Source organism: Rhodoferax sp. (genome assembly GCF_028689305.1).
GTDB lineage: Bacteria > Pseudomonadota > Gammaproteobacteria > Burkholderiales > Burkholderiaceae_C > Rhodoferax.
On sequence record NZ_JAQTWM010000068.1, the window covers coordinates 1 to 21,456 of the forward strand.

17 protein-coding genes are annotated in these 21,456 nt (G+C 62.8%); 7 read left to right on the top strand and 10 right to left on the bottom strand.

The features are described from left to right. Positions 1–165 precede the first annotated feature (165 nt). The 5 genes from PHW99_RS13330 to PHW99_RS13350 form a co-directional block, all read right to left on the bottom strand. The gene (locus tag PHW99_RS13330) at positions 166–1,503 is read right to left on the bottom strand and encodes a type II toxin-antitoxin system HipA family toxin (protein WP_300178346.1); all 1,338 of its coding nucleotides are present in this window, start codon (positions 1,501–1,503) and stop codon (positions 166–168) included. Then, positions 1,503–1,793, bottom strand: a complete 291-nt coding sequence (locus PHW99_RS13335; RefSeq protein ID WP_300178349.1) for a helix-turn-helix transcriptional regulator — start codon at positions 1,791–1,793, stop codon at positions 1,503–1,505. The genes PHW99_RS13330 and PHW99_RS13335 overlap by 1 nt, the downstream gene beginning before the upstream one ends. A gap of 325 nt (positions 1,794–2,118) precedes the next feature. Further along, a complete protein-coding gene (locus PHW99_RS13340) occupies positions 2,119–3,285 on the bottom strand; it encodes a GGDEF domain-containing protein (RefSeq protein ID WP_300178352.1) in 1,167 nt (388 codons plus the stop codon). Between the two features lie 110 nt (positions 3,286–3,395). Further along, positions 3,396–5,546, bottom strand: coding sequence for a methionine--tRNA ligase (metG, locus tag PHW99_RS13345; RefSeq protein WP_300178355.1), 2,151 nt, complete (start codon positions 5,544–5,546; stop codon positions 3,396–3,398). A gap of 50 nt (positions 5,547–5,596) precedes the next feature. After that, positions 5,597–6,904 (bottom strand): patatin-like phospholipase family protein, encoded by a 1,308-nt coding sequence (locus tag PHW99_RS13350; protein WP_300178358.1) that lies wholly within the window; start codon positions 6,902–6,904, stop codon positions 5,597–5,599. Between the two features lie 138 nt (positions 6,905–7,042). Here PHW99_RS13350 and apbC point away from each other — a divergent pair, with 138 nt between their 5' ends. Beyond that, positions 7,043–8,134, top strand: a complete 1,092-nt coding sequence (gene apbC / locus PHW99_RS13355; protein ID WP_300178361.1) for an iron-sulfur cluster carrier protein ApbC — start codon at positions 7,043–7,045, stop codon at positions 8,132–8,134. 25 nt (positions 8,135–8,159) lie between these two features. Here the strand turns inward: apbC and PHW99_RS13360 are convergent, their stop codons facing one another. Both PHW99_RS13360 and trmB read right to left on the bottom strand, forming a co-directional pair. Beyond that, the gene (locus PHW99_RS13360; protein ID WP_300178364.1) at positions 8,160–9,065 is read right to left on the bottom strand and encodes a pseudouridine synthase; all 906 of its coding nucleotides are present in this window, start codon (positions 9,063–9,065) and stop codon (positions 8,160–8,162) included. Further along, entirely contained in the window at positions 9,052–9,807 is a 756-nt protein-coding gene (trmB, locus tag PHW99_RS13365) for a tRNA (guanosine(46)-N7)-methyltransferase TrmB (protein WP_300178367.1), read from the bottom strand. The genes PHW99_RS13360 and trmB overlap by 14 nt, the downstream gene beginning before the upstream one ends. Positions 9,808–9,960: 153 nt before the next feature. On the opposite strand from trmB, the gene PHW99_RS13370 reads away from it, so the two are divergent. Continuing rightward, entirely contained in the window at positions 9,961–12,573 is a 2,613-nt protein-coding gene (locus tag PHW99_RS13370) for an EAL domain-containing protein (RefSeq protein ID WP_300178370.1), read from the top strand. Here PHW99_RS13370 and gluQRS read toward each other — a convergent pair. Genes gluQRS through PHW99_RS13385 form a run of 3 tightly spaced genes read right to left on the bottom strand, consistent with a single transcriptional unit; the run spans position 12,552 to position 15,584 of the window. Beyond that, a complete protein-coding gene (gluQRS, locus tag PHW99_RS13375; RefSeq protein ID WP_300178372.1) occupies positions 12,552–13,550 on the bottom strand; it encodes a tRNA glutamyl-Q(34) synthetase GluQRS in 999 nt (332 codons plus the stop codon). The two genes, PHW99_RS13370 and gluQRS, sit on opposite strands and share 22 nt — an antisense overlap. Positions 13,551–13,559: 9 nt before the next feature. Further along, on the bottom strand, positions 13,560–14,615 hold the full coding sequence (locus PHW99_RS13380; protein ID WP_300178380.1) for an FAD-dependent oxidoreductase: 1,056 nt from the start codon (positions 14,613–14,615) through the stop codon (positions 13,560–13,562). A gap of 33 nt (positions 14,616–14,648) precedes the next feature. Beyond that, entirely contained in the window at positions 14,649–15,584 is a 936-nt protein-coding gene (locus tag PHW99_RS13385) for a LysR family transcriptional regulator (RefSeq protein WP_300178382.1), read from the bottom strand. A 116-nt stretch (positions 15,585–15,700) separates the two neighbouring features. Between PHW99_RS13385 and PHW99_RS13390 the strand changes: the two genes are divergently transcribed. The 5 genes from PHW99_RS13390 to PHW99_RS13410 form a co-directional block, all read left to right on the top strand. Then, complete coding sequence (locus PHW99_RS13390) at positions 15,701–16,402, top strand: pirin family protein (RefSeq protein ID WP_300178384.1); 702 nt, start codon at positions 15,701–15,703, stop codon at positions 16,400–16,402. A gap of 43 nt (positions 16,403–16,445) precedes the next feature. Further along, complete coding sequence (locus PHW99_RS13395) at positions 16,446–17,000, top strand: flavodoxin family protein (protein ID WP_300178386.1); 555 nt, start codon at positions 16,446–16,448, stop codon at positions 16,998–17,000. A gap of 245 nt (positions 17,001–17,245) precedes the next feature. After that, complete coding sequence (locus tag PHW99_RS13400) at positions 17,246–19,210, top strand: TonB-dependent receptor (RefSeq protein ID WP_300178388.1); 1,965 nt, start codon at positions 17,246–17,248, stop codon at positions 19,208–19,210. A gap of 10 nt (positions 19,211–19,220) precedes the next feature. Beyond that, positions 19,221–20,180, top strand: a complete 960-nt coding sequence (locus tag PHW99_RS13405) for an ABC transporter substrate binding protein (RefSeq protein ID WP_300178389.1) — start codon at positions 19,221–19,223, stop codon at positions 20,178–20,180. Next, on the top strand, positions 20,177–21,456 hold a 1,280-nt coding region (locus PHW99_RS13410; RefSeq protein ID WP_300178390.1), incomplete at its 3' end, for a histidine kinase dimerization/phospho-acceptor domain-containing protein. The genes PHW99_RS13405 and PHW99_RS13410, both read left to right, overlap by 4 nt.

Consider the following 21,456-nt stretch of genomic DNA (forward strand, 5'->3'; position numbering starts at 1 on the left):
GTGGCATCGTCCAGATACAGCGTGATTTGTGACATGGCAAAGACCCCTTTCGTTGAATAAGCCAAGTATATTGACAAGTATACTTTTTGCAATTTCCCATCAGGCCATATCTCCATCAAGTTACCACCTGCCAACTGCTGGCCTACCTGGCAATCTACAACCAGCCTATCCCGCCTGATCCGCCTCGTCCGTCGCCAAGCCCCCTCGCTTGAACTGCTCCAAGTGCTGACGCACACCCTGAAACACAGTGCGCGCCATTTCCATGGGAAAGTCGGCTGGCAAGCGTTGCTCAACGGCGGTCAGCGCCGCGTCCAGGCGCTGCGTCATGTCCAGCATGGCATCCCAGCCACTGTCTACGCCGCTGCGCTTGGCCAGTGCTTCCCAATGGCGGTGCTGGATTTCTGACAACTTGTAGTGAGCCGACTTGCCACGCACAGCCATGGCCAACTTGGTTTTTTTGTACGGCAGGGCGTGTGGGCCGGTGCCGATCAGTGGCCATGCGGAGAGTACGTCGTACAAGGGTGTCATCCGGTAGCGGCCACCGGGCAGCACAAACAATGAAAAGTTCTTGGCATGGCCGTCGATGGCCGCCAGAAACCAGAACAGCAGTTGGGCGCACAAGAAGTTGCGCCCGTCTTCGTGGAAAGCCTCGCCGCCTTTGAGCACCTCCAAGCAGGCCTCGATACTGGGGCCGCCTTTTTGCTCGTACTTCTGGTCGCTGGCAACGCCTTTGGCCTGGCAAAAGTCTTCCTGGGGCAAGCGGGCAATCCAGCCCTCTGGGTGCCAGCTTCGGTCAAAGCGCTTGACAACCAGCGCCCGCCGTACGCCAAAGTCCTGCATCTGGCATTCAGCCGCAGGCAAACCCAGCTCTCGCACAATTTGGTTGCAAAGCCATTCGTTTTCGACGGATAGCCGCAGGTCCAGGTTTGGGCCCGGGGTTACCCCGATGGGGGGTTTGAGGATGTGGGTGGTGGGCGTGGCACCCAGGGGCCGACACCATTGACCGTTCACTTGGAGCAGTGCCGTTTTTTCCTGCGCACCGGCAATGGACAGGCGGAAGTCTTCATCATCGTCCTGCGCCCCGACGCCAACCTGGGAGCCCAAGGCGCTCAAATGCTTTTCAACTTGTTCGGATGTGAGCGCCTCATACTTGAGTTGGTCAAAGCCCTCCGGGGTCACACCAGGTGGCAGCAGTTGCACCGCACCCACGCAGTCCCGACCCACCGCTTGCAGCAACGTGAACACGTCCGTGCCTTTGGTGCGGAAGCGCGCACTGATGCGCTTGCGAATGCCATCGCTGTCAGGCAGCAGGTTGTCAAAGTAGTTGCGAACCACGTCGCCTTCCAGCCGGTTGTCTGCCGTAAAGGGCAGCGACAGGGACAGCGGACGGCTGCGCGCAGAGGCCCGCCACGACGGCGCATAGTCCAAGCGGTGGTAGCCGGTGCGCCCCACACTCCAGGTGCCCACCAGTTCGCCGTTCATCCAGATGGCAAGCGCGGCCACTACCACGCTCCTTGTGGGCCGGTGTTGGGGGTGTTGGGAATGCTGGGTTGCGGTGAGGTGTCGGCAGCCGGGGCCTGCGTATCGCGCAAGACCAGGTCAACACCCAAAACCTTCAGCAGCTCCAGAAGTTGCCCGGCGCTGACCGCCGCAGGGTTGCGCTCAATCGCCGCGATGCGGGACTGGGTCACCCCCAGTTTGAGGGCCAGATCAGCCTGGTTGAGCCCGCGCACGTTGCGCAGGGAGCGTAGTTGGGGCGCGAGCTGGTCTGAAATGGCGATCAGATAGTCCATGGCAAAAAATCATCTTGAAATAATATTGTCAGCATATTGCTCAAAAGTGATAATGTCAAGAAATTGCTTTAAGATGATAAATTGTGGGTGTAGTGTGAAAGTAAAACAAGGACGGTACCGTCTGACAAATCTTCGCAGCAAACTGGCATAAATGGCGGGTATCCGAGGGTGACCGGAGTCCATGAAAGTGAGTGCTGCACTGCCAGGTTATGACAGGTCTTCGTGCCAGTTATCGAGTGGGCCAAGTCCATTGACGAGGGGCATTTTTGTCAAACCTCCATCGTGTCTGGCTTGACCCTGGCAAAAGGCACCAGCGGTCAGGCTGTCATGGCCGTTCGTCTGCGTTGTCAGTGCTGGCGATGTACAGCTGTCCGCGCCCGGCATGTTTGGCTGCGTACAGTGCTTTGTCCGCACGGATCATCAGGCGATCCAGGGTTTCACCGGGCTGGTGAAGCGCCAGCCCGGCGCTGAAGTTCAGCGGATGCCCCAGAGTTTGGGCCAGGGTGGGCAGCTGCTGGCGCAGCCGCTGGTCAAGATGTTGTGCGGCGGGTGCGTCGTTACCCGACAGCAGCAGGCAAAATTCTTCGCCGCCGACACGCGCCAGTACATCGCTGGAACGGATGGCGTTGCCGAGCAGCTGGCTCAAGGCCTGCAAGGCCCGGTCACCGGCATCGTGGCCAAACCGGTCATTGATGCCCTTGAAAAGATCAATGTCGATCATCAGCAAGGCCATCGGCAAGTCATGGCGGCTGGCGTGGGCAATCATCGGATTGGCCACCTCCTGCCAGCCGCGCCGGTTGAGCAGCCCGGTCAGCGCATCGGTCACCGCCTGGCGGTACAGGGCGGTTTCGGCCTCTTCATGCCAGCCGCCCAGAATCGCAAAATTGATCATCAACGGTGCCAGATTGGTCATCAGCATGGCGGCCACGTTCCAGGGGTGCGGGGTCAGAAAGCTCGGGTACAGATCTGTGAACGCGCCCAGATAGCCCCGGCCAAAGGTCAGGACGGCCATGCTGAACAGACCGGTTGCCACCACCCAGCGCCAGCGGCCACGCAGAGACGTGGCGGGCGCAAAACAGGCGGCAGTCAACAGCAGCAGCTGGACGGCCAGCAAAATGTTGGCCCAGCCCACCCGCCATGGGTAACTGTCAAACAGGAAAAAGTAGCCCAGCGGGGTCAACCAGGTCAGGGCCGTGACGGTGCGGACCCCACGGCGTGGGCCAAGCCAGCCCTGGAGCGCCTGCAACATCAGCCAGTGCGTGCCGCAAAAGCCGACCAGCGACAACGTGGAGAGCGCGCGGTCACGCCAGGTCTCGGGCCAGAGGTTGGCGAGGATCATGCACACCCAGGCCGCTGCGTGGACGACCAGGCTCCAGCGGGCTGCATTGGCCGCCGCTTCAAGCCGGCTGCCCATCACGGCGGGTGAAATCAGCGCCAGCACAACCATGTTGGCCACCGTGACCACCAGCAGGGTATTGATATCAAGCGTCATGGTTGCTCAGCTGGCCGCAGCTTGATGCCGGCCGTGCGGGTTTGGCAGTTTGCGCGACGCCATGGTCATCACTCACACGCGCAAGTGGGTGAACCCTGGGGTGATTCAGCTCAGTGAATCCGCATGCCCGGCTTGGCACCAGCAAACGGCTCCAGCACGTAGATGCCGGGTTCCGCTTTTTCGTCGGCGTGGCTGGCAGCCAGGACCATGCCTTCAGACAGGCCAAACTTCATCTTGCGCGGGGCCAGGTTGGCCACCAGCACGGTGAGTTTGCCCACCAGTTGCTCGGGCTGGTACATGCTGGCAATGCCGCTGAACACATTGCGGGTTTTGGGCTGGCCGGCATCGTCGAGTTCACCCACGTCCAGCGTCAGCTGCAGCAGTTTGGTGGAGCCAGCCACTGCCGTGCAGTTGAGGATTTTGGCGATGCGCAGGTCGATCTTGGCAAAGTCGTCAATGGTGATGGTGGGCGCAATCGCCTCGCCGCCAGGGGCCGTCGGGTCGATGGGGCTTGCCGGGGCGGCGGTTTTTTTGGGCGCTACTTTTTCTGTAGCTACTTGCCCAGATTCTGTCTGGGCTGGAGGCTCAAACAATGCATCAAGTTGCTTCACGTCCACGCGTTGCATCAAATGCTGGTAGTTGCCAATGACGTGGCCGGTAGGCAGTGGTTCGGCGATGTTGGTGAAACTCAGTGGCTCGATGCGGAGGAATTTTTCCACCTCGGCGGCCAGCGCGGGCAGCACCGGTTTCAGGTAGCAGGTGAGGATGCGGAAGGCTTTGATGCACACCGTGCACACGTCTTGCAGGCGTGCCTCCTGGTGGGGTTTTTTGGCCAGGTCCCAGGGTTTGTTGGCATCCACGTAGGCGTTCACGCGGTCGGCCAGCAGCATGGTTTCCTTCAGGGCTTTGGCGTATTCGCGGGCCTCGTACAACTGCTCGATGGGCGTGTGCTCAATGCGCAACTGGTGCAGCAGGGCGGCACCGTCTTCCGATACTTCGCCCAGCTTGCCGTCAAAACGCTTGGTCAAAAAGCCGGCGGCGCGTGACGCGATGTTGACAAACTTGCCAATCAAATCGCTGTTGACGCGGGCCATGAAGTCGTCGGCGTTGAAGTCGATGTCTTCGTTGCGGGCGCTGAGCTTGGCGGCCAGGTAGTAGCGCAGCCACTCGGGGTTCATGCCCAGCTTGAGGTATTTGAGCGGGTCCAGGCCGGTGCCACGGCTCTTGCTCATCTTCTCGCCGTTGTTCACGGTCAGGAAGCCGTGTACAAACACGTTGTCAGGCGTTTTGCGACCGCTGAAGTGCAGCGTGGCGGGCCAGAACAGGGTGTGGAAGGTGACGATGTCTTTGCCGATGAAGTGGTACTGCTCCAGCGCCGGGTTGGCCATGTAGGCCTCGTAGTCGACACCACGCTGGCTGCACAGGTTTTTCAGCGAGGCCAGGTAGCCAATCGGCGCGTCCAGCCAGACGTAAAAGTATTTGCCCGGTGCGTCGGGGATTTCAATGCCGAAGTAGGGTGCATCACGGCTGATGTCCCAGTCGCCCAGGCCTTCGCTGGTGCTGCCGTCCGGGTTGGTGCGGATGGTGAACCACTCTTTGATCTTGTTGGCCACTTCGGGCTGCAGCTTGCCGTCTTGTGTCCAGTGCTCCAGAAAGGCCACGCAGCGCGGGTCTGACAGCTTGAAGAAGAAGTGTTCGGAGTTCTTGAGCACCGGCGTGGCACCCGACAGGGCCGAGAAGGGCTTGATCAGGTCGGTGGGCGCGTAGACCGCGCCGCAGACTTCGCAGTTGTCGCCGTACTGGTCCTGGGCATGGCACTTGGGGCATTCGCCTTTGATGTAGCGGTCCGGCAGGAACATGGCTTTCTCGGGGTCGAAAAACTGCTCGATGGTGCGGGACTCGATCAGCGAACCGTCCTTGTTGTCGCGCAGGCCACGGTAGATGGCTTGGGCCAGTTCGTGGTTTTCGGGTGCGTCGGTGCTGTGCCAGTTGTCAAAGCTGATGTGAAAACCGTCCAGGTACTGCTTGCGCCCAGCGGCGATGTTGGCCACGAACTGCTGCGGCGTGATGCCGGCTTTTTCAGCCGCAATCATGATCGGCGCGCCGTGGGTGTCGTCGGCCCCGCAAAAGTCCACCGTGTTGCCCATCATGCGTTGAAAGCGCACCCAGATGTCGGCCTGGATGTATTCCATGATGTGGCCAATGTGGAAGTTGCCGTTGGCGTAGGGCAGGGCGGTGGTGACGAAGAGTTGGCGTGACATGGGGCGTGGACTTTCAAAGACAGCCGGCAATTTTACCGGCGCTGCCGACTTCAGCGCAGGCGCAGCGGGTCGCGCCGCCGATCCGGCACCGGCAAGCACCCGTGTACCGCATCGGCGGGGGGCGGGTTGGGGTCGGTCCAGCCAAAAAAGCGGCAGATTTCGTGGCACTGGCGCAGGGCATCGGCCCGGCCCAGCGCCATCAGTTCACGGGTGTAACCCTGTTCAAACAGTAAATAACTGGCCAGCGCTGCGCCCTTGACGTCTGCCGCCGCGGACGATACGCCCACGCCGCCGAGCAGGGTGCGCACCGCTGCCGGCAATTCGTGCACATGCCGGGCGGCAATGTCGTCCAGCCGCTGCGAGGGGGAAATCAGCAGCAATTCAATCGGCCGCAGTTGGCTGGCGCCGCGCAGTTCGGCGGGCACCAGGCTCAGGGTCTGGTTGATACGGCGAATGCGCTCGACATCCACCGCGAGGGCGTCCAGAAAGATGTTGGACAGGGCGTGGCCGGCAATTTGCGCCACCGTCGGGTAGCTGCCAGTGCTGGGCAGCGCCCCCTGGGAGGCGGGTTCATGCATGCGCCCGGCGCCAATCACGCAGATGCGTTGCGCGCCCAGATGAATGGGTGGCGCCACTGGCGCCGACTGGCGCATGGAGCCGTCGCCGAAGTAGGCGGTCTGCCCTTCAATCTGCAGCGGCATGGCTGGGAACACGAACGGAATCGCGCTGGAAGCGAGCAAGTGGGCGTGGGTGATGCGGTCACGCAAGCCCCGGCGATGGGAGCGTACCCAGGGCTGCAGGCGTTTGTCGCCCTGAAAAAAAGTGAGGTGTTCGCCCGAGCTGTAACTGGACGCCGTGACGGCCAGCGCCTGCAGATGGCCTTTGCGGATCAGCCAGGGCAGGCGCTCCAGTGGCACGGTGCGGGTCAGCAGTTCAGCCAGCGGGCTGTTGTCCAGCAAAGACCTGGGCTTGAGGCGCCGCCATTTGGCTACCAGCCAGCCCAGCGACAGCAGGGTGGTCCAGCGCGCGCCGGTGCGCAGCATGCTGACCGAGTCGGCGCGGTAGACCTGATCGGCGTGAAAGTTGCGCCACAAATCGGCCATCATGCGCACGGTGTTGTCAAACTGGTCGCAGCCACAGGCCAGCGCGGCGGCGTTGAGCGCCCCGGCGGAAGTGCCGGCAATGATGGGGAACGGGTTGGGCTGATCCTGCGCGCCACAGCGCCGCCGCAGGTCGGCAATGGCTTCAAGCACCCCGACCTGGTAGGCGGCGCGGGCACCGCCGCCGCTGAGCATCAGGGCCGTGTCAGAGGCGTTGGCCGCTGGCCATTCGGAAGGAGCAAAAGGGTCATGAGCCATGCGGCCATTATGCTCAGCTGCCGGCCACGCCAGGCCCACCACCGTTGGCCGCCGGTCAACTTGCGGGTAAACCCCGATTTGCCGGGCTGGCCAAGGTCTATTGGGTCTTGGCTAGACTCGCTGTTTTCGGAGAACCCTATGACCGTGACAGAACAAGCCGTGCTGGATGCCCTTAAAAGTGTGATCGACCCGAATACCGGGCGTGATTTTGTGTCGGCCAAAGCCATCAAGAACCTTAATATCACCGAGGGTGACGTGGCGTTTGATGTGGAGCTGGGTTACCCGGCCCAAAGCCAGATCCCCGGTTTTCGCAAGGACCTGATTGCTGCGGCCAAGCGTGTGGCCGGGGTGGCCAATGTGTCCGTCAACGTGACGACCAAGATCACCGCGCATGCCGTGCAGCGGGGTGTGCAGCTGCTGCCTGGCGTGAAAAACATCGTGGCTGTGGCGTCGGGCAAAGGCGGCGTGGGCAAGAGCACCACGGCGGTCAATCTGGCGCTGGCGCTGGCTGCCGAGGGTGCGAAGGTGGGCCTGCTGGACGCCGACATCTACGGCCCCAGCATCCCGATGATGATGGGCATCGAAGGCCGCCCCGAGAGCAACGACGGCCAGACCATGGAACCGCTGGAAAACTACGGCGTGCAGGTGATGTCCATTGGTTTCCTGGTGGCGCAGGATGAAGCCATGATCTGGCGTGGCCCGATGGCCACCCAGGCGCTGGAGCAGCTGCTGCGCCAGACCAACTGGAACGACCTGGACTACCTGGTGGTGGACATGCCGCCCGGTACCGGTGACATCCAGTTGACGCTGAGCCAGCGTGTGCCGATGACCGGTGCCGTGGTGGTGACCACGCCGCAGGACATTGCCTTGCTGGACGCCAAAAAAGGCATCAAGATGTTTGAGAAGGTGGGCGTGCCGATTCTGGGCATTGTGGAAAACATGGCGGTGCACGTGTGCAGCCACTGCGGCCACGTGGAACATATTTTTGGTGCCGATGGCGGCAAGAAGATGGCGGCGGAGTACCACATGGACTACCTCGGCGCCTTGCCGCTGGCCATGCAGATCCGCCTGCAGGCCGACAGCGGCAAACCCACCGTGGTGTCCGACCCGGACAGCGAGGTCGCCGGCCTGTACAAGGCGGTGGCGCGCAAGGTGGCGCTGGCGATCGCGGCCAAGAACAAGGACTTTTCCAGCAAGTTCCCGGCGATCAAGATTTCTACCGGCACCTGAGGCCTTGGCGCCCCGGCATCGGGGGTCAGAACATCAGCTGGCGCTGGCTGACAAAATGCCGCGCCTGGCCGGTCACCGGATCGGTGAAGGCCAGTTCGCGCGCCAGCAGCTGCAAGGGGTGGGCGTGGTCGACCTGGCCTTCGGGCGTCAGCGTCGGGTACAGGCCGTCGTTGAGCAAGGGCAGGCCCAGGGCCAGCATGTGCACCCGCAGCTGATGGCGCTGGCCGGTCACGGGCCGCAGCTCGTAACGCGCCAGCGCGCCGCGCACCTGCAGCACCCGGATGTGGGTGATGGCGTTGGGCTCTCCCGGCACCTCCTGCTGCAGCATGAAATGCCCGGCTGGCTGGATGCGGCTCTGGCGCAGCTGCGGCATCGGCAGGTCAGCCCGCCAGGGCGCGATGGCATGGTAGATCTTGTGCACCTGGTGCTGGCGGAACAAGGCGCTGTAGGCCGCACGGCTGGCGCTCTGGGTGGCAAACAGCACCAGCCCGGCGGTGTCGCGGTCAATGCGGTGAATCGGCGCCAGATCGTCCAGGCCGAGCTTGCGTTTGAGCCGCACCAGCACGGTTTCCGCCAGGTAGCCGCCTGAGGGCACCACCGGCAAAAAATGCGGCTTGTCCACCACCAGCAGGTGTTCATCCCGGTGCAGCACCACTTCCTCAAACGGGATCGGCGCCTCGTTGGGCACCTCGCGGTAGTAATACAGGCGGGTGTGGGTTGGGCAGGGCGGCTGGCTGGCGGCTGCCAGGCTGATCGGCTGACCACAGGCGTCCAGCACATCGCCGCGGGTCAGCCGCTGTTGCCAGGTCTGCCACGCAACGCCGGGAAACCGTTCGGCCAGGAAGTCCAGCAGCGTTGGCCACGGCCCGGCTGGCAGGCCAACGCAGCTGGGGCCAACACCGTGGCGTGTGGGCGGCCTAAATCCGCTCAAACACCAGGTCCCAGACGCCGTGGCCAAGCTTGAGGCCGCGGTTTTCAAACTTGGTCAGCGGCCGGTAGTGTGGCTTGGGGGCGTAACCCAGCAGCTCCGGGTGGCTCTGGCTGGCGGTGTTTTTCAGCAGAGGTTCGGCGCTCAGCACCTCCAGTATCTGCTCGGCGTAGGCTTGCCAGTCAGTGGCGCAGTGGATGTAGCCTCCCACTTTGAGGCGCTCGGCCAGCTTGGCCACCAGCGGGCCCTGGATCAGCCGGCGTTTGTTGTGCCGGGCCTTGTGCCAGGGGTCGGGAAAGAAGATGTGCACGCCGTCCAGGCTTTGCAGCGGCAGCATGTGGTCAATGACTTCCACCGCGTCATGGGCGCAGATGCGGATGTTGGTGAGTCCCTGCTCACCAATGCGTTTGAGCAGCGCGCCAACGCCGGGGTCGTGCACCTCGCAGCACAGGAAGTGGGTCTCGGGCAACAGCGCGGCAATATGGGCGGTGGCCTCACCCATGCCAAAGCCGATTTCCAGGATCAGCGGTTTTTTCAGGTCTTTTTGGCCCTCAGACCGCGTGGAATCTGCGAAAGCAGCTACAACATCAAGAGCACTTTCCTGGTAGGGCAGCAAGAATCTGGGTCCGAGTTCTTCCAGCGCCTTGGTTTGGCCGCTGGTGGTGCGGCCGGTGCGTTTGACAAAGCTGCGGATGGCGCGCCGGGGGGGCGCGGGCGTGGAAATGGCGGTGGCTTCGTCGTTCATGGTGGCGTGAGGAAAATCTGGCCGCCATTGTAGGCAGGCACCCAGGTTTCCTGGGCCAGCCGGTTCCCGCCGGACAAAAATCGGTAGAGAATGCGTGCCATCGAACATGCGTCAACCAGCTGTCAGGAGAACGCTTTGTCCAGGGATCAAAACATGGCTGCAAGCCAGAATCAGGTACAGGAGAACCGCTGGCTGGCCGTGCTCGACGCGTTGCCGGATTTGCTGTTTGAGCTCGATGCTGACGGGCGTTACCTGGACTACCACTCGCCGCGTTCGGACCTGCTGGCAGCGCCCGCTGAGCATTTTTTGGGCAAGACTTTCCGTGAAGTGCTGCCCAAGGCGGCGGCCGACATCGGCATGACCACGCTGCACGAGGCCGCCCTGCATGGTTATTCGCATGGGCATCAGGTCGAGTTGAAGCTGGCCGACGGCCCCCGGTGGTTCGAGTTTTCGGTATCGCGCAAGATCAACGGCCCCGACCAGCCGGTGACCTTCATCATGTTGTCGCGCGACATCACCCACCGCAAGACGGCCGAACTGAAAGTGGAGCGGCTGACCCGCCTGTACGCGGCCCTGAGCCAGTGCAATCAGGCCATTGTGCGCTGTCAGGGTGAAGTCGAGTTGTTCGCCATCCTGTGCCGCAACGCGGTGAACTTTGGTGGCATGAAGATGGCGTGGTTTGGCAAGTTCGATGTGCCTGCCCAGCGCGTGGTGCCGGTGGCCTGGTATGGCGAGGGCACACATTACCTGGACGGTATCCAGATCACGCTGGACCCCGGCGACCCCAGCGGCCGGGGGCCAGCGGGCACCGCCATGCGTGAAAACCGGCCAGTCTGGTGCCAGGATTTCCAGAACAACCCGGCGACGGTGCCCTGGCATGCGCAGGCCAGGCAGTATGGTTGGGGCGCTGCCGCAGGTTTGCCGCTGCATCTGCGTGGCCAGGTGGTCGGGGTCTTCATGGTGTATGCCGCCGAGGTGGATGCCTTTGACGACGATGCGCGCGCGCTGTTGCTGGAAATGGTGATGGACATCGACTACGCGCTGGATCGCTTTGCCGATGAAGTCGAGCGCAAACAGGTGCAGGACCAATTGCGTGACAGCGAGGAGCGTTACCGCAAGGCCTTCCAGACCAGTCCGGATGCGGTCACCATCTCGCGCATGGCCGACAGTGTCTGCCTGGACGTGAATCTCGGGTTTGAACGCCTGACCGGTTGGCGGCACGACGAGGTGGTGGGCCGGACAGCGGCGCAAATCGGGGTCTGGCATGCTCCGGTCGAGCAACAGCGCATGCGGGACGCTTTGCAGCGCGAGGGTCGCTGCAGCAACATGGAGGCGGATTTCGTCAAGAAGGACGGCAGCCTGCTGCACGGGCTGATTTCGGCGGAGCGGGTGCGTTTTAACGAGGTGGACTGTGTCCTGACCATCACGCGCGACATCACCGAGAAAAAGCGCTCGGATGCCCAGATCGAGCGGCTGGCGCATTTTGACCAGCTCACCGGCCTGCCCAACCGGGCGCAGCTGCAGGAGCGTTTCCAGTTTGCCCTCAGTCTGGCGCAACGCAGTGGCGAGGGCATGGCGCTGATGTTCCTGGACCTGGACCATTTCAAGAACGTCAACGACACACTGGGCCACAGTGTCGGTGACCAGCTGCTGGTGGAGGTGTCGCGCCGGCTGACCTCGGTGCTGCGGGTCGGGGACACCCTGTCGCGCATGGGGGGCGACGAGTTCATCCTGCTGCTGCCCGCCATTGATGAAGAGGGCGCCAGCCAGGTCGCACTCAAGCTGATCGATGCGCTGGCCAGGCCGTGCCAGATTGAACACCATGAGCTGATCAGCACCTGCTCGATCGGCATTGCGCTGTACCCGCAGGATGGCGAGGACTTCGAGACCCTGTCCAAAAATGCCGATGCCGCCATGTACCGGGTCAAAAACGCCAGCCGCAACAATTACTGCTTCTTCACCCGCGAGATGCAGGCCCATTCGGCGCGCTCGCTGCAACTGGTCAACGCCATGCACCACGCGCTGGCGCGTGGTGAATTCCTGCTGCATTACCAGCCACAGCTGTCGCTGCAGGACGGCCGTGTGGTTGGCGTCGAGGCGCTGCTGCGCTGGCAACACCCCGAGTTCGGCATGATGTCACCGGCTGAATTCATCCCGATTGCCGAGAGCAGCGGGCAAATCCTGGCCATCGGCGAATGGGTGCTGCGCACCGCCGTCACCCAGCTCAAGTGCTGGCTGGATGCAGGCATGCGCCCGATGGTGGTGGCGGTGAACCTGTCGGCGGTGCAGTTTCGTGATCCCCATTTGCCGGATCTGGTGACCCGTATCTTGCAGGAAGTCGGCCTGGCACCGCATTGCCTGGAGCTGGAGCTGACCGAGGCCAGCACCATGGATGACCCGGTAGCCGCGGTGACGCTGATGAACCAGTTGCATGAACGTGGCGTGCTCATGGCCATGGATGACTTTGGCACTGGGTATTCGAGCCTGAGTCACCTGAAAAAATTCAGCGTCTACAAACTCAAGATCGACCAGTCCTTTGTCCGCGACATCGGAAACGACCCCGATGACAAGGCGATCGTGACCGCCATCATCAACCTGGCCAGCAGCCTGGGGCTCAAGACCATTGCCGAAGGGGTGGAAACGGCAGAGCAGCTGGCGTTCCTGCGCCTGCAGGGCTGTGATGAAGTCCAGGGTTATTACTTCAGCAAACCCTTGCCAGCCGACCAATTGGCGGCTTTTGTGCGTCAGCCGCCCGCGTTTGGCTGAGTCGCCCAGCGCGCGCGCCATGACGCTACCCAGGCCAGCAAGGCGTCTGCCGGTGTGCCGGTGGCGGCGGGCAGGCCCAGCACGGCGGCGGCCTGGTTGAGGGCGGTCAGCGGGTCGCGGGTGTCCAGGGCCTGTGCCCCGCTTTGTTTGGAAAGTTTTTCACCCCGGGCATCACGCACCAGGGGTGTGTGCAGGTAACGCGGTGTCGGCAAGCCCAGGGCCTGTTGCAGCAGGATCTGCCGCGCCGTGTTATCAGCCAGGTCTTCACCCCGCACGATGTCGGTGATGCCCTGGGCGCCATCGTCCACCACCACCGCCAGCTGGTAGGCAAAACAACCGTCAGCGCGCAGCAGGACAAAGTCGCCGACCTCGCTTGCCACGTCCTGCTGTTGTGGCCCCAGACGGCGGTCACACCAGCGCACCACACCGCCGGGCGGCGGCGCTTGGGTGCCTGTGGGGTTGATGTTTGCTATTAAAGTTATAGCTAATAGCGCTTTGTTTATACGGGCTAGAGGCCTGTTTTCTTGATCAAACCGGGTCTGGAACCGCCACGCCCGGGGAGTCTTGCCGTGCAGGCCAGCGCGGCAGGTGCCGGGGTAAACCAGCTCGCCATGGCGCGGCTTGGCCTGGCCGCTTTGTGCCAGTGCGGCGGCGATGTCCTTGCGGGTACAGGCACAGGGGTAGGCCAGACCACCTGCCACCAGCTGGTCCAGCGCCTGCTGGTAGCTGGCATGGCGGGCCGACTGGTACAGCGGCGGCCGGTCGCTGTGCAGCCCACAGCTGGCGAGCTGCTGCAGGATGATCTGGTCCAGCCCCGGCAGGCAGCGGGTGCTGTCCACGTCTTCGATGCGCACCAGCCACAAGCCGCCATGGGCGCGGGCATCAAGCCAGCTGGCCAGTGCCGCCACCAGCGAGCCCGCATGCAGCGGTCCGGTCGGTGAGGGCGCAAAACGACCGATGTAGCGTGAGGCCTCCACCGCCGGGGCTCAAACCACGGCCAGTGCCAGCTCCAGTCCTGACACAAATGCATCTTCCACCCGGTGGCCCAGGCACCAGTCGCCACACAGGCCCAGGCCTTTTTTGGCGTCCCACAAATGGCTTTTGCCCAGCGGCTTGAGGGTTTTGGCGTAGAGCCAGCGCTGGCTGTCCACATGGGCCGGTTCGGCGCGAATGCCGGTGACTTCGGTGAAGGCCTTGATCAGCTTGGCCTCGGCACGGGCCGGGTCGTCCTGCAGGTGCTCCTGTGACCAGGCAGCGCTGGCCTGCACGGTCCAGCGTTCCACGGCGCTGCGGCCCGGTTTGCTCGATTCACGCGCCAGCCAGGCGATGCGGTGGTGGGTGCTGCGGGCGGCATTCCACTGCGGGCCCAGTGTCCACAGGCCGGGCTGCATGGCTTGCGGAAACGCCAGCATCAGGGTCCAGCAGGGCGCGACCTGGACCGCGTCCAGTTGCTTCACCCAGGGGCCGGACTGTTTGGAGTCCTGCAGCAAACCCTGGGCCTGGGCCGCGGGGGTGGCCAGCAGCACGCCATCAAAACCGGAGTAAACGTGCAGGGCGCCGTCCAGTGTTTCGGTGCGCAGTTGCCATTGCGTCGGCTGCAGCGCGTCGCGCTCGATGCGGGTGACACGGGTCTGCAATTCGATCTGCCCTGCACGTGTCAGCGGCTCGGCCCAGCCAGCCACCAGGGACTGCATGCCCGGCACCCCCACCCAGTGGGCTTCACGGGCGCTCAGGCCGCTACCGGTGATGTGGCCCAACTCGTCGAGCATCTGCACTGAATTGGCGCTCCAGCGTTTGCAGAGTTTGGGCGTGGTCTCCAGCGCCAGCTGAAAGCGCGGGTCACGCACGGTGAAATACTGGGTGCCGTGGTCAAACGAGCCAAAAGCGCTGTCGCGGGTGGCCATGCGGCCGCCCAGGCTGCGGCCTGTTTCAAAGAGGGAGACGCGGTGACCGGCCTGCAGCAGGGTCCGTGCACAGGTGATACCGGCCATGCCAGCGCCAATGATGGCGAAGTGTTTGGAAGCGCGGGGGGCTGTGCTCATCTGGGTTTCTCCGTTGTGTGTATGGCACCGACTTTACACGCCCCGGTGGCGCTCCAGCAAAGCGGCGCGGGTGGCCGGGCTTTCCAGCGTGTTGAGCCACCAGTGCAGGGCACGGCCCTGGCTGGTCTGGTTGGTGCGCCAGGCGTAGATGACGTTGACCGCACGGTTTGGCCGGACTGTGGTCTTGACCACCAGCCGGCCCGCGTCGATGTAGTCACGCGCCATGGATTCGGGCAGCGAGCCGCAGCCCAGGCCCCGCAGGTGGGCATCCAGTTTGTCCTGCATGGTGGCCACGGTGAACACGTCCTGTCCGCCCAGCAGGCCAAAGGTCACGCCACGCCCGCGGCTGATGGTGTCGGCCACGGCCACGGCACGGTGTACCCGCGTCATCTCGTCGGTCAGCGGTTCCGGGGCGTTGGCCAGCGGGTGATGCGGCGCCACGGCGTAGACAAAACGCACCTTGCCCAGCGGCTGGGTGCGGATGTTGGGGTTCTGCCCCAGGTCCACGCCGCCCAGTGCCAGGTCGGCCTGGCCGCTGGTCAGGGCTTCGAGCGTGCCCGAGAGGGTCTCGTCGCGCAGGCGGATGCGGGTGGGTGGATTCTGCGAAAAGAAACGGTCACACAGTTCCATCACCGTGGCCTTGGCGATGATGCTGTCCACCGCGATGGTGAATTGCGGCTCCCAGCCGGTGGCCACACGTTTGACCCGGTTGGCCACGGCGTCAATGTCTTCGAGCAGGCGCGCGCCCTCATGCAACAGTTCCCGTCCGGCCTCGGTCAGCTTGGCCTGGCGTGAACTGCGGTCAAACAGTAGCACGTCCAGGGCATCCTCAATCTGGCGCACCCGGTAGGTGAGGGCGCTGGGCACCATGCCCAGGACCCGCGCGGCGGCGGCCAGGCTGCCGCTGGTGGCGATGGTCTGCAACATGGCGAGGGCATCGGGCGTCAGGACATTGCGAGCAGTTTGCATGGTTGTTCACAGATAGTTCGAAATATTTGAATGATGCCATCAAATTGGCAGAGACTGGAAGCGGGCCTGGCGGGCTACAGTTCAACCCTGTTTTGATGTTGCTGAAATGACCGACCATGATCACTCTGAGACCTTCAACCCAACGCGGTTATGCCGACCACGGCTGGCTCAAGTCTTTTCACAGCTTTTCATTTGCCGGCTACCACGATCCGGCGCACATGGGCTGGGGCAACCTGCGCGTGATCAATGAAGACCGGGTGGCGCCGGGCCGGGGGTTTGGCACCCATGGCCACCGCGACATGGAAATCATCAGTTATGTGCTCTCGGGGACGCTGGCGCACAAGGACAGCCTGGGCAACGTCAAGACGATCACCCCCGGTGAGGTACAGCGCATGAGTGCGGGCACGGGCGTGCAGCACAGCGAGTTCAACCCTTCTGCCAGCGCTGACACCCATTTCCTGCAGATCTGGATTGAGCCCGACGTGTCGGGGATCACCCCCGGCTACGAGCAGAAAACCTTCAGCGACGTGGACAAGCAGGGGCGTTTGCGGCTGGTGGCGTCACCGGACGGGGTGCAGGGTTCGGTCCGGATCCACGCCGATGCCCGTGTTTATGCCGGGTTATTCGATGGCCCGCAAACTGCCAGTCTGCTGGTGGATGTCGGGCGCAAGGTCTATGTGCATCTGGTGCGCGGCCAGTTGCTGGTCAACGGGGTGACCCTGAAGACCGGAGACGCCGCCTTGCTGGCCGATGAAGCATCGGTTACGCTGTTTGACGGTGTGGACGCCGAGGTGCTGGTGTTTGATCTGTCCGACTGATTCTTTTTCTCTCTTTTTCCTCAACCACTCAAGGAGTTTCATCATGGCAAATATTGCAGTTGTTTTTCATTCCGGTTATGGCCATACCTTGCGCATGGCGCAAGCGGTGGCCGAGGGCGCCGGGGCCGAGCTGGTGGCGATTGACGCCGAAGGCAATGTGTCGGAAGAGGGCTGGGCCACGCTCAACGACGCCGATGCCATCATCATGGGCAGCCCCACCTACATGGGTTCGGTGAGCTGGCAGTTCAAGAAATTTGCCGATGCCACCAGCAAACCCTGGTTCAGCCAGGCCTGGAAGGACAAGGTGTTCGCCGGCTTCACCAACAGCGCCACCATGAACGGCGACAAACTCTCCACCTTGCACTATCTGTTCACGCTGGCCATGCAGCAAGGCGGCATCTGGGTGGGCACCGGCATGATGCCCAGCAACAGCAAGGCTGCCCAGCGCAATGACCTCAATTTTGTCGGCTCGTTCAGCGGCGCCATGGCCCAGTCGCCCTCTGATGCATCGCCGGCTGAGATGTTGCCGGGTGATCTGGAAACGGCGCGTCAGTTCGGCCAGCGCGTGGCTGCCGTGACAGCCAAGTTCAAGGCTTGAATTTTTCAGCGTTGCCGCCGCGCGGGGATGGGGGATCTCCCGCGGCGCAGCACGGGTGAGCATTTCACCAAAATTTAGAGGCATTTTTTGCCTCTAGCCCGCATAAAACAACCCTGATTAGCTACTTTTTACATAGCAATTGGGTTTGCCACGCGGCACCCACGCCGGCGCATGAGGCCTGTCAGTCCAGCACAAACTGACAGGGGGCAAAATTCAGCTTCCTGTGACAAATTGAATGGCGCCTCATGAACTCCTCCAAAAATGATCGTTGTAAAGCTTGTGGCCGTGTTTCTGCTTTGACCCTGGGCGTGCTGCTGGCCAGTCGTGTGGTCTGCGCGCAGGCCAGTGACCCGGTATCAGAAAAGGATTTCCTGGCCGAGATGCCGATGGTGCTCAGTGTGTCGCGCCTGTCGCAGCGGCTGGACGAAACCCCGGGCGCCGTCACCCTGATTGATCGCGAGTTGATCCGGCGCTCCGGCGCGCGTGATGTGGCTGATCTGCTGCGGCTGGTGCCGGGTTTCCAGGTCAGCAATGCTTTTGAAAGTGTGGCGCCACTGGTGAGTTACCACGGGGCGTTTGACAGTTATTCCAACCGGCTGGAACTGCTGATCGACGGGCGCTCGGCCTATTCGCCGTATTTCATTGGCAGCATCGGGCCGGGGCTGCAGACGGTGGCGCTGGAGGACATTGAGCGTATCGAGGTGTTGCGTGGCTCCAATTCGGCAGCCTACGGTGCCCGCGCCATTCTGGGGGTGATCAACATCGTGACCCGCCACACCGCCGATACCCTGGGGGGGCAGGGCACGCTGGTGGTGGGCGAAAACGGGGTGCGTGATGTGCAGGCGCGCATCGGCTGGGGTGATACTGGCGGCACCTTCCGTCTGACGGCCAGCCGTCGTGCCGACGACGGGCTGGACGGGGCCAACGGTGCCAACCAGGTGCGGCGCGTGAACCTGCGTGAGGATATCACCCCGGCGCCAGGTGATGAACTGCAAGTGCGCCTGGGGGTCTTGTCGATCGACGCTGGCAAGGGCTTTGCCGGGCTGGTGGACAATCCGCCACGTCCGTCGGTTTTTGATTCGGCTTATGCCCAGATTGACTATCGGCGCAGCCTCAGTGCTGACGAGGACGTGGCGTTTCGGCTGTCGCACAGCCAGGAGTCGTACACCGACGAATTCCCCTATTCATTGCAGAGATTCAAGTTCAACGACGTGTACATGGTCCGTGGCACGGGCCAGGCCAGCAGCGATGTGCTGACCCTGCAGCACACCCTGCGCCACAGCGACAGCACACGTCTGGTGTGGGGCGGTGAATTCCGCAGCGAACGCATCCAGTCGAGTGCGCTCTACAACACCGATAGCCCCTGGGTCACTGACTTCACCCGGCTGTTCGGCAATCTGGAATGGCGTATCGCCGCCAACTGGCAGCTCAATGCTGGTGCGATGGCTGAGCACAGCAGCGTGACCGGTGATACCGTGTCGCCGCGGCTGATGGCCAACTGGCAGGTGGCGCCCGGGCAGACTTTGCGGCTGGGGGTTTCGAATGCCTTCCGGCCACCAAGCACTTTTGAGAAATTTGGCAATTTGCGTTATGTCTGGAACGGTCATCTGTTTGGTATCAACACCTTGGCCAGTGGTCAGGTTCAAGCCGAAACGGTCCAGTCCAAGGAGCTGGGGTATCTGGGAGAGTTTCCCGGCGTGGGGCTGTCGGTGGACATGCGGCTTTTCCATGAACAGATCAATGGCTTTATTCGTCAGCAGAATAATGTGTCGCCCAAGGATTACATCAATGACGAAAATTTTGCCATTCAGGGGCTGGAATACCAGCTGAAATGGCGGCCATGGCAGGGAGGGCAGGTGATGTTCAATCAGACGTATACCGACATTGGTTCAAAGGTTTATGGCGTTGGCACCGCGTATGCTGCGCCCAGGCTGGCCAGTACCCTGGCCTATTTCCAGAAGTTGCCGCATGACCTGGACCTGACCCTGATGCACCAGGACAACGGCACGGCCACACTCACTGGTGGTGGCCTGGGTGACCGGATGGCCATGACCCGCACCGACCTGCGCCTGGCCAAGGCCATGCGCTGGGGCACGCGCCGGGGCGAAGTGGCGCTGGTCATCCAGAATCTGGGGCTGTCCTACGCCGATTTCAGCCCCTTGTTCCAGTTTCGGCGCCAGGCGTTTGTGACCTTGCGGCTGGAAGACTGAGCCACTGGCCATGGGGCGTTACCTGCACTGGTTATGGTGGTTGGGGGTGCTGAGCCTGCTGGGCTTGGGCGTCCAGGCCGAACCGGTGAGCAGGAACGAGCGCGTGGTGATTGTCAGTAGTGGTACAGCGGGGGCCTATGCCGAGGCGGCCCAGGCGCTGGTGGACGGACTGGTTCGCGCCGATGTGGCGCGCCAGGGCATCATCCAACTCACCGCCGCCGAGATGGCCTGGCGCATCAGGCAGGGGCAATTGCCACAACCCAGCCTGTTTGTGGCCTTGGGCAGTGACGCCACCCAGGTGCTGGCGTCGGCCAAGCAGTCGGCGCCGGTCTTGAGCGCCCTGATTCCCCGCACCAGTTTTGAGCGGATTTTGCGTGACAGCGGGCGCACGGCTTCCAGCCAGCTGACGGCCCTGTATCTGGATCAGCCACTGAACCGGCAACTGGCTCTGATCCGGCTGGTCTGGCCACAGGCGCGGCGCCTCGGGGTGTTGTGGGGGGCGGAGTCGCTGGCCCAGGCGCCGACCCTGCATGCCCTTGCCGCTGCCGAGCACTGGGCTGTGAAAGAAGCGACGGTGAATTCGCCTGCGGAAATTTTTATCGGACTCAAACAGGTGCTGGATGACAGCGACGTGTTACTGGCGGTGGCCGATCCGCAGGTCTACAACAGCAACAGTCTGCAAAACATCCTGCTGTCGGCGTTTCGCGCCAGGGTTCCGATGGTGGCTTTTTCGCCAGCCTATGCCCGCGCGGGGGCCGTGCTGTCGCTGCACGTGACGCCGGCACAGGCCGGGGTGCAGGCAGCGGCCTTGGCGCTGGATGTCCTGCATGGCCGGCCATTGCCGGTAGCGCCAGTGAAGTCGCAGGATTTTGAGGTCACGGTGAACCCGCATGTGGCCAGGGCACTGGGGTTGAGCCTGGATGACAAGGTCTTGCGGCAGGCCTTGCGCCGACTGGAGCAGTTGCCATGATGAAAGTGCTCGATATCCGCAGCCGCATGTTGCTGGCCGCGCTGCTGCCCCTGATTCTGGTGAGCACGCTGATGGCGGTGGTGTTTCTGATGGTGCGTTTTGATGACATGCAGGCGTCTTACCAGCAGCGCAACCGTTCGGTGGCCAGACAGATTGCGCTGGCCAGTGAATACGGTTTGTTCTCGGCCAATCGGACCCAGCTGCACGCCCTGGTGCGTGGGGCGCTGCGTGAACCGGATGTGCGCTGGGTGGCGATTCTGGACAGCCAGGGCCGACTGCTGGTGGGCGCGGGGGATGCCCAGGGAACCCACCCGATGGCCATGAGTGGCCAGGAGACGCAGAGTTTTGACCGCAAATGGCGGATGGACTGGCTGACCCAGCCGGTGTTTGCCAGCGGGATCGAACTCGAAGACCTGTTCACGGACAGCGGCAGGTACAACAGTGGCGGGGACATTCAACTCGGGCAGGTGGTGGTGGAATTCTCCCGTGAATCGGTGGATGAGCAAAAGCAGCAGATGTTGCGCCTGGGCGGCGGTATCGGTGTTCTGGGCTTGGCGTTTGGCATGGTGTTGGCGGTGGTGCTGAGCCGTGGTGTGATTCGTCCCATCATGCGTATCACGCAACTGATTGAGCGCATTGGCCATGGCGACTTTTCTGCTGCCTCCGACGTGCCGCCAGCGGTGCAGGCGGGGGACCCCCTGCGCGACTTGCAGGACCATTTGCATCGGATGGCGCAGCGGCTGGCCAGTGCGCGGGATGACCTTGAACAGCAGATCACCCTGGCAACCCAGGCCTTGCGCAGCAAAAAGGACGAGGCCGAGCAGGCGACCCAGGCCAAGTCACGGTTCCTGGCGGCTGCCAGCCACGATCTGCGCCAGCCCCTGCATGCCCTGGGCATGTTTGTCAGCCGGCTGGCGCAATTGCCACATGACGGACAGACCGGACAATTGATCGGCAATCTTGAAGCCTCGGTGCGTGCCATGCAGTCCCTGCTGGACGGCTTGCTGGATATTTCCAGACTGGAGGCGCAGGCGGTAAAGGTCAACAAGCAGCCCTTCGCGTTGGCCCCGCTGCTGCAGCAACTGGCGCAGGACTTGATGCCAACTGCGGTGGACAAGGGGCTGTCGCTGCGAATTCGTCCCAGCCCTTTGTGGGTGTTGAGCGACGCCACACTGGTGTACCGCATCATGCTCAATCTGGTGGGCAACGCCCTGCGATATACCGAACACGGCGGTGTGCTGGTGGCGGCGCGCAAGGTGCAGGGTGGGTCGCAGGT

What these genes read in the sequence shown, in the direction of transcription:
- PHW99_RS13380 (WP_300178380.1), bottom strand. Translation starts at nt 14,615, where the DNA reads ATGAGCACAGCCCCCCGCGCTTCCAAACACTTCGCCATCATTGGCGCT.
- PHW99_RS13395 (WP_300178386.1), top strand. Translation starts at nt 16,446, where the DNA reads ATGGCAAATATTGCAGTTGTTTTTCATTCCGGTTATGGCCATACCTTG.
- PHW99_RS13405 (WP_300178389.1), top strand. Translation starts at nt 19,221, where the DNA reads ATGGGGCGTTACCTGCACTGGTTATGGTGGTTGGGGGTGCTGAGCCTG.
- PHW99_RS13385 (WP_300178382.1), bottom strand. Translation starts at nt 15,584, where the DNA reads ATGCAAACTGCTCGCAATGTCCTGACGCCCGATGCCCTCGCCATGTTG.
- PHW99_RS13370 (WP_300178370.1), top strand. Translation starts at nt 9,961, where the DNA reads ATGGCTGCAAGCCAGAATCAGGTACAGGAGAACCGCTGGCTGGCCGTG.
- trmB (WP_300178367.1), bottom strand. Translation starts at nt 9,807, where the DNA reads ATGAACGACGAAGCCACCGCCATTTCCACGCCCGCGCCCCCCCGGCGC.
- apbC (WP_300178361.1), top strand. Translation starts at nt 7,043, where the DNA reads ATGACCGTGACAGAACAAGCCGTGCTGGATGCCCTTAAAAGTGTGATC.
- metG (WP_300178355.1), bottom strand. Translation starts at nt 5,546, where the DNA reads ATGTCACGCCAACTCTTCGTCACCACCGCCCTGCCCTACGCCAACGGC.
- PHW99_RS13390 (WP_300178384.1), top strand. Translation starts at nt 15,701, where the DNA reads ATGATCACTCTGAGACCTTCAACCCAACGCGGTTATGCCGACCACGGC.
- PHW99_RS13350 (WP_300178358.1), bottom strand. Translation starts at nt 6,904, where the DNA reads ATGGCTCATGACCCTTTTGCTCCTTCCGAATGGCCAGCGGCCAACGCC.
- PHW99_RS13340 (WP_300178352.1), bottom strand. Translation starts at nt 3,285, where the DNA reads ATGACGCTTGATATCAATACCCTGCTGGTGGTCACGGTGGCCAACATG.
- PHW99_RS13400 (WP_300178388.1), top strand. Translation starts at nt 17,246, where the DNA reads ATGAACTCCTCCAAAAATGATCGTTGTAAAGCTTGTGGCCGTGTTTCT.
- PHW99_RS13335 (WP_300178349.1), bottom strand. Translation starts at nt 1,793, where the DNA reads ATGGACTATCTGATCGCCATTTCAGACCAGCTCGCGCCCCAACTACGC.